General features: G+C 70.3%; 11 protein-coding genes. 7 read left to right on the top strand and 4 right to left on the bottom strand.

All coding sequences use genetic code 11. From position 1 onward, the window contains the following. Positions 1–66 precede the first annotated feature (66 nt). From B5D60_RS03585 to B5D60_RS03560, 6 genes are all read left to right on the top strand, one after another. Complete coding sequence (locus B5D60_RS03585) at positions 67–549, top strand: SRPBCC family protein (protein WP_078698880.1); 483 nt, start codon at positions 67–69, stop codon at positions 547–549. Further along, positions 546–1,022, top strand: a complete 477-nt coding sequence (locus tag B5D60_RS03580; RefSeq protein WP_078698879.1) for an SRPBCC family protein — start codon at positions 546–548, stop codon at positions 1,020–1,022. The genes B5D60_RS03585 and B5D60_RS03580 overlap by 4 nt, the downstream gene beginning before the upstream one ends. A gap of 96 nt (positions 1,023–1,118) precedes the next feature. Next, entirely contained in the window at positions 1,119–1,694 is a 576-nt protein-coding gene (locus B5D60_RS03575; RefSeq protein ID WP_078698878.1) for an ATP-dependent Clp protease proteolytic subunit, read from the top strand. Next, on the top strand, positions 1,691–2,290 hold the full coding sequence (locus tag B5D60_RS03570; RefSeq protein ID WP_078698877.1) for an ATP-dependent Clp protease proteolytic subunit: 600 nt from the start codon (positions 1,691–1,693) through the stop codon (positions 2,288–2,290). The genes B5D60_RS03575 and B5D60_RS03570 overlap by 4 nt, the downstream gene beginning before the upstream one ends. 98 nt (positions 2,291–2,388) lie before the next feature. Beyond that, complete coding sequence (gene clpX / locus B5D60_RS03565) at positions 2,389–3,657, top strand: ATP-dependent Clp protease ATP-binding subunit ClpX (RefSeq protein ID WP_078698876.1); 1,269 nt, start codon at positions 2,389–2,391, stop codon at positions 3,655–3,657. Positions 3,658–3,677: 20 nt separating this feature from the next. Then, on the top strand, positions 3,678–4,835 hold the full coding sequence (locus B5D60_RS03560) for a saccharopine dehydrogenase family protein (RefSeq protein ID WP_078698875.1): 1,158 nt from the start codon (positions 3,678–3,680) through the stop codon (positions 4,833–4,835). 3 nt (positions 4,836–4,838) lie between these two features. Here the strand turns inward: B5D60_RS03560 and B5D60_RS03555 are convergent, their stop codons facing one another. The 3 genes from B5D60_RS03555 to B5D60_RS03545 are packed head-to-tail and all read right to left on the bottom strand — an operon-like array spanning position 4,839 to position 9,669. Continuing rightward, on the bottom strand, positions 4,839–5,606 hold the full coding sequence (locus B5D60_RS03555) for a DeoR/GlpR family DNA-binding transcription regulator (RefSeq protein WP_078698874.1): 768 nt from the start codon (positions 5,604–5,606) through the stop codon (positions 4,839–4,841). Positions 5,607–5,661: 55 nt separating this feature from the next. Further along, positions 5,662–8,238 (bottom strand): valine--tRNA ligase, encoded by a 2,577-nt coding sequence (gene valS, locus B5D60_RS03550; RefSeq protein ID WP_078698873.1) that lies wholly within the window; start codon positions 8,236–8,238, stop codon positions 5,662–5,664. Between the two features lie 51 nt (positions 8,239–8,289). Then, positions 8,290–9,669 carry an FAD-binding oxidoreductase gene (locus B5D60_RS03545; RefSeq protein WP_078698872.1) on the bottom strand — a complete coding sequence of 460 codons (1,380 nt, stop codon included), beginning with the start codon at positions 9,667–9,669 and terminating at the stop codon, positions 8,290–8,292. Between the two features lie 148 nt (positions 9,670–9,817). Between B5D60_RS03545 and B5D60_RS17020 the strand changes: the two genes are divergently transcribed. Then, a complete protein-coding gene (locus B5D60_RS17020; RefSeq protein ID WP_197684389.1) occupies positions 9,818–10,798 on the top strand; it encodes a GNAT family N-acetyltransferase in 981 nt (326 codons plus the stop codon). Here the strand turns inward: B5D60_RS17020 and B5D60_RS03535 are convergent. Continuing rightward, the gene (locus B5D60_RS03535) at positions 10,762–12,888 is read right to left on the bottom strand and encodes an MMPL family transporter (protein ID WP_078698870.1); all 2,127 of its coding nucleotides are present in this window, start codon (positions 12,886–12,888) and stop codon (positions 10,762–10,764) included. The genes B5D60_RS17020 and B5D60_RS03535 overlap by 37 nt on opposite strands. Between the last annotated feature and the right edge of the window lie 15 nt (positions 12,889–12,903).

Raw genomic sequence — 12,903 nt, 5'->3', positions numbered from 1 at the left:
TGACAGTTCTGGTGTCACGGTCGACTAGGCTCGCGCCGAGCAGTGACCGCGACGAAGGAGAGCAGCATGGCCAACCGTGACGAGATCTCGGCGACCATCGACATCGAGGCACCCCCCGAGCGCGTGTGGGAGCTGGTGAGCAACCCGGACCACATGCCCCGGTGGAGTCCGCAGTGCCGCAAGATGATCGTCCGCGGCAAGGGACCCGTCGGCGTGGGCACCACCACGATCAACGTGAACCGGCGGGGCCCGCTGTTCTGGCCCACGCGCTCGAAGGTCAAGGAGTTCGTGCCCGGGAAGCGGTTCGCGTTCAAGATCGCCGAGAACGGCACGATCTGGTCCTACGACCTCGAGGCCACCGCCACGGGCACCCGCCTCACCGAGAGTCGTCACGCGCCCCACGGCGTCTCGTCGCTGTCCAACTTCCTCACCCGGCGCGTCCTGGGCGGCACCGAGAACTTCGAGGACGAGCTCGAGGCGGGCATCCGCCAGACCCTCGAGCGCATCAAGGCCGCGGCCGAGGGCAGTGACCTCGTGGGAAAAGCCTGAGCGGGGGAGTCCCGCCCCTCGAGACGTCCCTGCTCGTCGCCGGCCCGCCCGAGAAGGTCTGGGACGTGCTGAAGGACCAGCGGCGCATGCGTCGCTGGAGCCCCGAGACGTGGCGGCAGTTCTTCTACCCCCGCCGGCTCAGCCACAACCAGGTCTCGCTCAACCTCAACAAGCGCAAGGCGTTCGTCTGGCCCACCGTGAGCCGCTATGTCGACGTGGTGCGCCCGCAGCGGCTGGCGTTCCAGGTCTACGGCCCGGCCGCGCGCTGGAGCTACCGCCTCGACCCCGAGGACGGTGGCACCCGCCTGACCCTGCGACGCGACCTGGCAGGGGGCCGACGCAGCCTGGTCAGCCGCCTCGTGGCCACGCTGGCACTCGGCGGGATCGAGAGTCACGACGAGGAGCTGCTCGCCGGCATGGACCGCACGCTCGCGGCCATCTCGGCCGAGGTCGACGCGCACGTGGCCCACTGACCCTGTACGCCGATGGCGAACACGGGGGTCGGGCGCGTGTCTGCGTCGGTTCCGCGGTCTAGGGTCAATGACGTGAACGCACCCATGAGCCCCCAGATGGCCGTCGAGGCGGGTCCCTCCGATCTCGACGGGCACATCTACAACCGTCTGCTGAAGGAACGCATCGTCTTCCTCGGTTCGGAGGTCCGCGACCAGAACGCGAACGCGATCTGCGCGCAGCTGCTGCTGCTCAACGCCGAGGACCCCGAGGCCGACATCTACTTCTACATCAACAGCCCCGGCGGCTCCGTCGACGCGGGCATGGCGATGTACGACACGATGCAGTTCATCTCCAATGACATCGTCACCGTCGGCATGGGCCTGGCCGCCTCCATGGGCCAGTTCCTGCTCGCCGCCGGCACCGCGGGCAAGCGCTACGCGCTGCCCCACACGCGGATCATGATGCACCAGCCCTCGGGCGGCATCGGCGGCTCCGCGTCCGACGTCAAGATCCAGGCCGAGCAGTCGATCCTGCTGAAGAAGCAGCTCAACCAGCTGCAGGCCCAGCACACCGGCCAGAGCGTCGAGCAGATCGAGGCCGACGCCGACCGCGACCGCTGGTTCACGCCCGCGCAGGCCAAGGAGTACGGATTGATCGACGAGATCGTCAACACGGCAGGAGACGTGCGATGAGCTATTACATGCCGCAGTGGGAAGAGCGCACGTCCTACGGCTTCCGCCGCATCGACCCGTACACGAAACTGTTCGAGGATCGCATCATCTTCCTCGGCACCCCGATCAGCGACGACGTCGCCAACGCGGTCACGGCCCAGCTGCTGTGCCTGCAGTCGATGGACCCCGACCGGGACATCAGCATCTACATCAACAGCCCGGGCGGCTCCTTCACGGCGCTCACGGCGATCTACGACACGATGCGCTACATCAAGCCCGACGTGCAGACGTTCTGCCTGGGCCAGGCCGCCTCGGCCGCCGCGGTGCTGCTGGCCGCGGGCACGCCGGGCAAGCGCTTCGCGCTGCCGAACAGCCGGATCCTCATCCACCAGCCCTACACCGAGGGCACGGGCGGCCAGATCTCCGACCTCGAGATCCAGGCCAACGAGATCATCCGGATGCGCGAGCTGCTGGAGAAGATGCTCGCCGAGGCCTCGAACAAGACCGCCGAGGAGGTCAGCCGCGACGTCGAGCGCGACAAGATCCTGACGGCCGCCGGTGCTGTCGAGTACGGGATCATCGACCAGGTGCTCGACACCCTCAAGCTCCCGGTCTGAGCGACACGGCCCGACTCAAACGCCGGTGACGGGTCCCCCACGATGAGCAGGTGTGGCATCGTGGGGGGACCGTTCGGAAACGACAGGAAACTACTCGCATGGCACGCATTGGTGAGACCGCCGACCTTCTGAAGTGCTCCTTCTGTGGCAAGAGTCAGAAGCAGGTCAAGAAGCTGATCGCCGGACCCGGCGTCTACATCTGCGACGAGTGCATCGACCTGTGCAACGAGATCATCGAGGAGGAGCTGGCCGAGGGCGCCGAGGTCAGCCTCGGCGAGCTCCCGAAGCCGGCCGAGATCTACGAGTTCCTCAACACCTACGTCGTGGGCCAGGAGGGCGCCAAGAAGTCGCTCGCCGTGGCGGTCTACAACCACTACAAGCGCGTGCAGGCGCAGGCCTCGGGCCGGATCAACAAGGACGAGACGGTCGAGCTGGCCAAGTCGAACATCCTCATGGTCGGCCCCACGGGCTGCGGCAAGACCTATCTCGCCCAGACGCTGGCGCGCATGCTCAACGTCCCGTTCGCGATCGCCGACGCCACGGCCCTCACCGAGGCCGGCTACGTCGGCGAGGACGTCGAGAACATCCTGCTGAAGCTCATCCAGGCCGCCGACTACGACGTCAAGAAGGCCGAGACGGGCATCATCTACATCGACGAGATCGACAAGATCAGCCGCAAGAGCGAGAACCCCTCCATCACCCGCGACGTGTCGGGCGAGGGCGTGCAGCAGGCGCTGCTGAAGATCCTCGAGGGCACCACGGCCTCGGTGCCGCCGCAGGGTGGGCGCAAGCACCCGCACCAGGAGTTCATCCAGATCGACACCACCAACGTGCTGTTCATCGTCGGTGGCGCCTTCGCCGGGCTCGACCAGATCATCGAGCAGCGCAGCGGCAAGAAGACCCTCGGGTTCAACTCCGACATCGCTCCGGTCGTCGACGAGAACGACATGCAGAAGCTGTCGAAGGTCGTGCCGACCGATCTGCTGAAGTTCGGCCTGATCCCCGAGTTCATCGGCCGCCTGCCGGTCATCGCCGCGGTCAACAAGCTCGACAAGCCGGCCCTGATCTCGATCCTCACCGAGCCGCGCAACGCGCTCACCAAGCAGTACATCCGGCTGTTCGCCATCGACGACGTCGAGCTGGAGTTCACCGAGGACGCGTGCGAGGCGATGGCCGACCTGGCGCTCGAGCGCGACACCGGTGCGCGAGGCCTGCGGTCCATCGTCGAGGACGCCCTGCAGGACGTCATGTACGAGATCCCCAGCCGCGAGGACGTCGCGAAGGTGATCGTCACGGCCGACACCGTGCGCCACCACACGCCGCCGCGTGTGCTCACGCATGACGAGGCCGACAAGAAGGCGAGCTGACCCCGGTATAGCGTCGACCCATGGTCGATCTCACGCTCTTCGGGGCCACCGGGTTCACCGGCGGTCTCACCGCCGACTACCTCGCCGTCCACCTGCCCGCCGACGCCACGTGGGCGATCGCGGGCCGCTCGCGCGCGAAGCTCGAGCAGGTGGCGGCGCGCATCGCGGCCACCGGGCGTGAGGCCCCCGCGATCGTCGTCGCCGATCTGGCCGACGATGCCTCGATGGCGACGATGGCCGCCGGCACGCGTGTCCTCATCAGCACCGTCGGGCCCTACCTCGAGCACGGCGAGCCGGCGGTCAAGGCCGCGGCGGAGGCCGGCATCGACTACGTCGACCTGACGGGCGAGCCGCAGTTCGTCGACGAGATGTACCTGAAGTACCACGAGACCGCGGTGGCCTCCGGCGCCCGGCTCGTGCACGCCTGTGGCTTCGACTCGATCCCGTACGACCTGGGCGTCTTCCACACGGTGCAGCAGCTCCCCGCCGACGCCCCCATCACCATCAAGGGCTACATCCGCGCGAAGGCGTCGTTCTCGGCGGGCACCTACCACTCGGCGCTGGGGCAGATCGGCCAGTTCCGCGGCTCCAAGGCCGCCGCCAAGCAGCGCCGCGCCCGCGAGGGACGGCCCACGGGCCGCCGGGTGCGCGGCGGCGGACGCGTCGGTCGCGCCGAGCCGCCGGTCAAGGGGTTCGGGGTGCCACTGCCGACGATCGACCCGCAGATCGTGCTGCGGTCGGCACGGGCGCTCGAGCGCTACGGCCCGGAGTTCACCTACGAGCACCACGCCCACTTCAGGACCCGCCGGATGATGGCGCTGGCCGCCCCCGTGCTCGGCGCGGTGGCGGTGGGCGCGCAGATCCCGCCGGTGCGGGCCCTGCTGGTCAAGCTCAAGGCGGCCGGCGACGGTCCGAGCGAGGAGCAGCGCGCCAAGTCGTGGTTCACTCTCACCCTGGTGGGACTCAGCGGCGACACCAAGGTGGTCACCACGGTCCGCGGCGGCGATCCGGGCTACACCGAGACCGCCAAGATGCTCGCCGAGTCGGCGATGTCCCTGGCCTACGACGACCTGCCCGAGGTCTCCGGCCAGACCACCACCGCCGTCGCGATGGGCGCCGCGCTGGTCAACCGCCTGCAGAACTCCGGCATCGACTTCGCCACCCAGCCCGCCGAGTAGCGGTCAGGCGACGACGACCTCGACGCCGGCGTCCTCGAGCATCGCGCGGTCGCGCCCGGTGATGCCGTCGTCGGTGACCACGGCGGAGGCGTCGCCGAGCTCGGCGAAGGAGAACACGCGGTGCGGGCCGAACTTCGTGGAGTCGGCGAGCACGACGCGGGTGCGGGCCGATCCGAAGAGGGCGCGCTTGACGGCGGCCTCCTCCGAGTCGGGCGTGCTGAAGCCGTGGTCGGCGGCGATCCCGTTCGTGCCGATGAAGGCCACGTCGGCGCGCGTGCCGCGCAGCGCCTCCACGGTGGTCTGGCCCACGGCCACCCCGGTGACCTCGCGCACCCGACCGCCCAGCGTGTGCAGCGCGATCCCGTCATGGCCGACTAGCAGGTGGGCGATGGCGACGCTGTGCGTCAGCACCGTCAGGTGGCGATCGGCCGGCAGGACCTCGGCCAGGTGCGCCACCGTGCTGCCGCCGTCCAGCAGGATGCTGCCGCCGGTGCCGGGCAGGAACTCCAGGGCGGCCGCCGCGATGCGCGACTTCAGCTCGGGCCGCTCGCCCGTGCGCTGGGCGAGGCTGGCCTCGATCCGGGCGTACGCCGTCGAGAGCACCGCGCCCCCGTGCACGCGCGTGGCGGTCCCGGCGCGCTCCAGGACATCGAGGTCGCGACGGATGGTCTCGGTGGACACCGACAGCTCCGCGGCCACCTCGTTCACCGAGAGCCGCCCGTGGCGGCTGAGGCGCTCGGCCAGCAGCACCTGACGTTCAGCGGCGTACACGTGACCTCCCGACCTGCGTGTGGGACTCTGTGGCTTTCGCTGGGAGTTTACGCGGTCAGGACTCCGCCAGCGTGGCGTCGACCTTCAGCGAGCCCTCGCCGGCGGTGGTGACGACCTCGCCGACGACGCGACCGGCCGCCCGCACGTCGGGCAGCGCCCCGGCGAGCAGGTCGAGCGTGGCGGCGTCGCCGGAGATCTCCACCTGCGTGACCTCGGTGCGCTGGCTGACCTTCGCCGTGGACTTCGCGCCACGGATGCCGGCCAGCGCCTCGCCCGCGATCGCGAGCAGGCGGGCGTCGAAGACCTCGATCGCGAGGTCGTCGGCGGTCGGCCACGCGGAGCGGTGGATCGACCCCTCCTGCCACCACGACCAGACCTCTTCGGTGACGTAGGGCAGGAACGGCGCGAGCAGGCGCAGCTGCACCGAGAGCGCCAGCACGAAGGTGGCCTTGGCCGAGGTGCCGGAGGCGTCCTCGGCGCGGGCGCGCTCCTTCACGAGCTCGAGGTAGTCGTCGCAGAAGTCCCAGAAGAACTTCTCGGTGACCTCGAGCGCCGAGGCGTAGTCGTAGGCCTCGAAGTGCGCGGTGGCGGTCTCCACGACGTCGCGCAGGCCCGTGAGCAGTGCCCGGTCGAGCGGCTCGGTGACGAGGGAGGGGTCGAGCAGGGAGGCGTCGGCGCCGAGGCCGTACTGCTCGACCGGGGCGACGACGAACTTGCTGGCGTTGAGCACCTTCATCGCGAGCCGGCGACCGACCTTCATCTGCGTCTCGTCGAAGGGCGAGTCCGCACCCGGGCGGGCGCCCGCGGCTCGCCAGCGCACCGCGTCGGCGCCGAACTTCTCGAGGATCTCGTCCGGGACGACCACGTTGCCCTTGGACTTGCTCATCTTCTTGCGATCGGGATCGACCACGAAGCCCGAGAGGGCGGCGTGCTTCCACGGCACGGTGCCGAACTCCTGGTTGGAGCGGACCACGGAGGAGAAGAGCCACGTGCGGATGATGTCGTGGCCCTGCGGGCGCAGGTCCATCGGGAAGGTGCGCTCGAACAGGTCGAGGTCGCGCTCCCACCCGCACACGAGCTGGGGGCTCAGGGACGACGTGGCCCACGTGTCGAGCACGTCGGGATCGGCGATGAAGCCGCCCGGCTGGCCGCGCTGGGACTCGTCGAAGCCGGCCGGGGCCTGCGACGCGGGATCCACCGGCAGGTCGTACTCGGGCGCGAGGATCGGGTTGTCGTGGTCGGGCTCGCCGTCCTCGTCGAGCAGGTACCAGACGGGGAACGGGATGCCGAAGAAGCGCTGGCGGCTGACCAGCCAGTCGCCGTTGAGTCCCTCGATCCAGTTCGCGTAGCGCGACTGCATGTAGCCGGGGTGCCAGTCGATGTCGTCACCGAGCGCGACCAGGTGCTGGCGCAGCTCGGCGTCGCGGCCGCCGTTCTTGATGTACCACTGGCGGGTCGAGACGATCTCGAGCGGCTTGTCGCCACGCTCGTAGAAGTTCGCCATGCGCTGGGTGGGCGTGGGCTCGCCCTCGAGGTCGCCCGACTCCGCGAGCGCGGCCGCGATGGCCTCGCGCGCGCTGAAGGTGGTCTTCCCGGCCAGCTCGGCGTAGACGCTCTCGCCCGGACCGCCGGCGATCCACTCGGGAACCTCGCGCAGGATGCGGCCGTCGCGCCCGATGACCGTGCGGTTGGGCAGGTCGAACTCGCGCCACCACTGCACGTCGGTGAGATCGCCGAAGGTGCAGCAGTGGACGATGCCCGAGCCCTTCTCGGGATCGGCCAGCGTGTGCGCCAGGACGGGCACCTCGACGCCGAAGAGCGGCGAGTGGGCGGTCGTGCCGAACAGGTGCTGGTAGCGCTCGTCGTCGGGGTGCGCGATGAGCGCCACGGCGGCCGGGGTCAGCTCGGGACGGGTGGTCTCGATGAACACCTTCTGGCCGTCGGCGAGGTGGTAGGCCACGCGGTAGTAGTGGCCGGGGTAGTCGCGTGCCTCGAGCTCGGCCTGGGCCACCGCGGTCTGGTAGGTGACGTCCCACATGGTCGGCGCGTCCTGGCTGTAGGCCTCGCCGCGCGACAGGTTGCGCAGGAACGCGCGCTGGCTGGTGACCTGGGCGTCGTGGCCGATGGTCGTGTACGTCTGCGACCAGTCCACCGAGAGACCGAGCGTGCGCCACAGCTTCTCGAAGACCTGCTCGTCGCGCACGACCAGCTCGTTGCACAGCTCGATGAAGTTGCGCCGGCTGATCGGGATCTGCTTCTTCGGGTCGGGCTTGGCCGGGGGAGTGAAGTCGGGCTCGTACGGCAGCGAGGGATCGCAGCGCACGCCGTAGTAGTTCTGCACGCGGCGCTCGGTGGGCAGGCCGTTGTCGTCCCAGCCCATCGGGTAGAACACCTCGAGGCCACGCATGCGCTTGAAGCGCGCCATGAGATCGGTGTGGGTGTAGCTGAAGACGTGACCCACGTGCAGCGAGCCCGAGACGGTGGGCGGCGGGGTGTCGATCGAGTACACCTCGTCGCGCGTCTTGGTGCGGTCGAACGCGTACGTCCCCTGCTCGGCCCATACGTCCACCCACTTCTCCTCGAGGCCTTCGAGGACGGGCTTCTCCGGGACGCGGTTCTGTGCAGTGGTCACGGTCGTCGATTCTACGTGGCATCGCCGGTGACATCCGCCGCGGGAGCACGGTCAGGCGATCGGGCTCCACGGCTCGGGGATCGCGATTCCGGGGTTGAGGATGCCGTCCGGGTCGAACGCCTGCTTGACGAGGCGGTGGGCGCGCGCGGCGGAGGCGTCGAGCTCGGTCCCGAGCCAGGCCCGCTTGAGGGTTCCGACGCCGTGCTCGCCGGTGATCGTCCCGCCCAGCTCGAGGGCGCGTGCGGTGATCTGGTCGAAGGCGCGGAGCGCGGCGGCGCGGCTGTCGGGTCGACCCTCGTCGTAGATGATCGTCGGATGCATGTTCCCGTCCCCGGCATGGCCGAAGACGCCGATCACCAGGTCCTCACGCGCGGCGATGTCCTCGACGGAGGTGATGAGGTCGACGATGCGGGTCCGGGGCACGCAGACGTCGTCCAGCAGCCAGTCGCCGAGCCGCTCCAGTGCCGGGAGTGCCAGCCGTCGCGCCTGGAGGAGCAGGTCTGCCTCGCGGCCGTCGTCGCTGACGACCGCGTCCTCGGCGCCTGAGGCACGGCAGACGTCAGCGGCGAGGGCCGCGATCGAGGCGCTGTCGGGGTCGTCGCTCTGGGCGAGCAGGATCGCGGCGGTGCCGGTGTCGAAGCCGAGCGGGCTCATCGACTCGATGGCGCTCAGCGTGGTGCGGTCCATGATCTCCAGCAGCGACAGCCGCACGCCCGCCCTGGTCAGCTGCTGGACCGCGGCCCCGGCCGCGGCGAGCGTGCTGAACGTGGCCAGCACGGTGGTGGGGGGCGCGGGCCGCGGCACGAGTCGCACGGTGATCTCGGTGATCACGCCGAGCGTGCCCTCCGAGCCGACCAGCAACGAGGTGAGGTCGTAGCCGGCGACGCCCTTGGCGGTCCGGCGGCCGGTCCGCATGATCGAGCCGTCGGCCAGGACCACCTCCAGCCCACGGACGAAGTCGCGCGTGACGCCGTACTTGACGCAGCACATGCCACCGGCGTTCGTGGCGACGTTCCCCCCGATGGTGCAGCTGTCGACGCTGCCCGGGTCCGGCGGGTAGAAGAGGCCGTGCTCCGCCACCGCGGCGCGTAGGTGGCCGGTGACGACGCCCGGCTGGACCACGGCGATCTGCTCGTCGGGGTCGATGGAGACGATGGAGTCGAGCCGGTGGGTCGAGAGCACGATCGATCCGCGCTGGGCGTTGGCCGCGCCGCTGAGACCAGTTCCAGCGCCGCGGGTCACGACCGCCAGCCCCCGTCGAGCGGCCTCGCGCAGGACCTCGGCGACCTCCTCGGTGCTCGCGGGCGCGAGGACGGCCTCCGGCAGCGCGTGCTCGGTAAACCGGGACTGGTCCCGCGAGTAGCTCGCCATGACATCGGGATCCGTCGACACGAGCGCGGGTCCCCAGCTCCGGAGGTCGGCGTCGTCCATGGGTCGATCCCTCCCTCGCTCCGGGTCGCGGGCGGCTCCGCAGCCGCACGAGTGTCAACCTAGCCAACCCGCGGCGGGTGCGTCCTGGGCCGGTCGGGTGACCGGCCCCGGCCCGTGGTCGAGCAGGATGGGGACCGGAGGCGATCAGATGAGGGAGGACGACAGGCCGACGATCCACGTGGTCGCGGCGTTCACCACCGACGCGCAGGGGCGGATCCTCATGGTCCGCAAGCGTGGCTCGGAGGTGTTCATGCAGCCCGGTGGCAAGCCCGAGCCGGGCGAGGACGCAGTGCCGGCGCTCGTGCGCGAGCTGGCCGAGGAGCTGCTCGTCGAGGTCGCCCCGGACGACCTCACGGCGTGGGGCCGGTTCGAGGCAGACGCCGCGAACGAGCCGGGTCACCACCTCGTGGCGGAGGTGTTCGCGCTGCGCCTCGACGGCGAGGTCACGGCGGCGGCCGAGATCGCGGAGGCGCGCTGGTTCACCCGCGACGAGGCCCGGGCGCTCGGCGAGCGCCTGGCCCCGCTGGCGCGGCGCATGCTCGAGGTGCCCGAGGTCCGCTCGCACTTCCGGCCCTTCCGCTTCACCGAGCCGATCGAGACGGCGCGGCTGCGGCTGCGGCCGATCACGTTGGACGACGTGGACGCCTTCCACGCCTACCAGTCCCGCGAGGACGTCGCTCGCTTCATGCTGTTCGAGCCGCGCAGCCGCGAGGAGATGGCCGCCAAGGTGGCGGAGTGGTCGGCGCACACCGATCTGGAGCGGGACGGCGACTACCTGGAGATCCCCGTCGAGCTCCGCAGCGACGGACGCATGATCGGGCATCTCTACCTGAGCCTGCGCAGCGTCGACCACCTCACCGCCGAGATCGGGTGGGGTCTCCATCCGGACTTCCAGGGGCTGGGGTTCGCCGAGGAGGGCGCCCGCGCACTGCTCGAGCTCGCCTTCGAACGGATGCGCCTGCACCGCGTCATCGCCGAGCTCGACCCCCGCAACGACGCCTCGGTGGCCCTGTGCCGGCGCCTGGGCCTGCGGGAGGAGGCGTTCTTCCGTCAGGACATGTGGTTCAAGGGCGCCTGGGCCGACACCGGCGTCTACGCGATGCTCGCGGGGGACTTCTCCTCGCGCTGAGGCTCCGGCGGCTCGGCGCCGTCGGTCCGGCCGAGCCGGCTGGGCCACCAGATCGACTTGCCGATGTCGAGGTTCAGCGCCGTGACCAGCACCGAGCGGACGATGATCGTGTCGAGCAGGACGCCGATCGCGACGGCGAAGCCCAGCTCGGCCAGGAACACGATCGGCAGGGTGGCCAGCGCGGCGAACGTGCCCGCCAGCACGAGGCCGGCCGAGGTGATCACGCCACCGGTGGCCGCGAGCCCGATCAGCGCACCTCGGCGCGTCCCGTGCAGCAGCGCCTCCTCGCGCACGCGGGTCATCAGGAAGATGTTGTAGTCGATGCCCAGCGCCACCAGGAACACGAACGCGAAGAGGGGGAACGACGAGTCGGCCCCCGCGAAGTCGAACACGTAGTGGAACACCAGCGCGCTGATGCCCATGGCCGCCGCGAACGACAGCACGACCGTCAGCAGCAGGATCAATGGCGCGGCGATGGACCGCAGCAGGAGCATGAGGACCAGCAGCACGACGAGCAGGATGATCGGGATGATCAGCCGGTTGTCGGCCGACGACGCCTCCTGGACGTCGAGGTTGAGTGCGGTGTTGCCGCCGACGAGCGCATCGGCGCCCTCCACGTCGTCGAGCGCCGTGCGCGTGTCCTGCACGGCGGTCTTCGCCGCGTCGGAGTCGCTCGGGACGCTCAGGGTGGCCTCGAAGTACGCCAGGCCGTCCGCGACCTGCGGCTCGGTGACCGTGGCAGGGTCCACGCCCTCGACCCCGGCGACGACCTCGCGAACCTCGGCGACCTGGTCGGCGTTGGAGATGATCTGGAGCGGGTCGCCCGCCCCCGCCGGGAAGTGCTCGGCGATGCGCTCCTCGGCGACCACCGAGGGCTGGGTGGTGGTGAACGCCTCGGCGTTGCTCAGGCCCGTCGCGTCGAGCTTCACGATGCCGAACGACAGCGCCACGAGGACGAGGCTGGTCACGACCCAGACCGCGCGGGGCGCCCGGGCGATCCGCGTGCCGACCTTCGCCCAGAAGCCGGTGTCGGTGCGCTCCGGGTCGCCGAAGTGCGGGACGAAGGGCCAGAACACCCAGCGGCCGAAGATCACCAGCAGCGCGGGCAGCAGGACCAGCATGGCCAGCAGGGCCACGGCGATGCCCGCGGCGCCCACCGGGCCGAGCCCGGCGGTGGAGTTCATCTGCGCGAAGAGCAGGCACAGCAGGCCGATGATCACGGTGCTGCCGCTGGCGAACACGGCGGGCGCGGCCCGGTGCAGGGCGTGCGCCATCGCCTCGTGGCGGTCCTCGTAGCGACGGAGCTCCTCGCGGTACCGCGCCACGATCAGCAGCGCGTAGTCGATGCCCGCGCCCAGCACGAGCACGCTGAGGATGCCGGCGCTCTGGCCGTTCACCGTCAGGCCGCCGTACTTGGCCAGCAGGTAGACCAGCCCCTGCGAGGCGAAGACGCTCATCAGGCCGCAGAACAACGGGATCAGCCACAGGATCGGGCTGCGGTACGTCAGCAGCAGCATCACGACGACGACGCCCACAGCGGCCGCCAGGAGGATCCCGTCGATGCCGGCGAACGCCTCGGCCTGGTCGGCGCCGAGCGCGGCCGGGCCGCCCACGTCGACCCGCAGGTCGGTGCCCTCGACCGCGTCCTCCGTCGCCTCGGTCACGTCGTCGATCCAGTCGGGCAGCTCCTCCCAGCCCTCCTCGTCGAGGGTGATGGGCACGATCAGCTGCGCGGCCACCCCGTCCTCGCTGGGGATCGGCCCCGCGACCTCGCCGACCGGCACGTCCTCGAGCGCGCCGATCGCGGTGGCGGCCTCCTGGGCGGCGGCCAGGTCGGCCGGGGTCAGCGGCTCGTCCGACGTCAGCAGCACGATCGCGGGCGCCATGTTCTCGTCGTAGAAGGAGCCCGCCTGCTGGATCACCTGGGTCGACTCGGCCTCGTCGGGCAGCCACGAGGCGATGTCGTTGTCCTGCACGCTCGTGAGCTTGGCCCCGAACGAGCCGAGGCCGCCGAGGATGACCAGCATGAGGGCCAGCACGACCCACTTGACCCAGCGATGGGTGATCCAGCCCGCGATCTGACGGTTCATTCGTTCAGTCTGTGA

Origin of the sequence: Aeromicrobium choanae (assembly GCF_900167475.1) — a bacterium.
GTDB classification, from domain to species: domain Bacteria; phylum Actinomycetota; class Actinomycetes; order Propionibacteriales; family Nocardioidaceae; genus Aeromicrobium; species Aeromicrobium choanae.
Note: the sequence above shows the minus strand (reverse complement) of the source record. Positions and strands in the feature narration are given on the sequence as shown.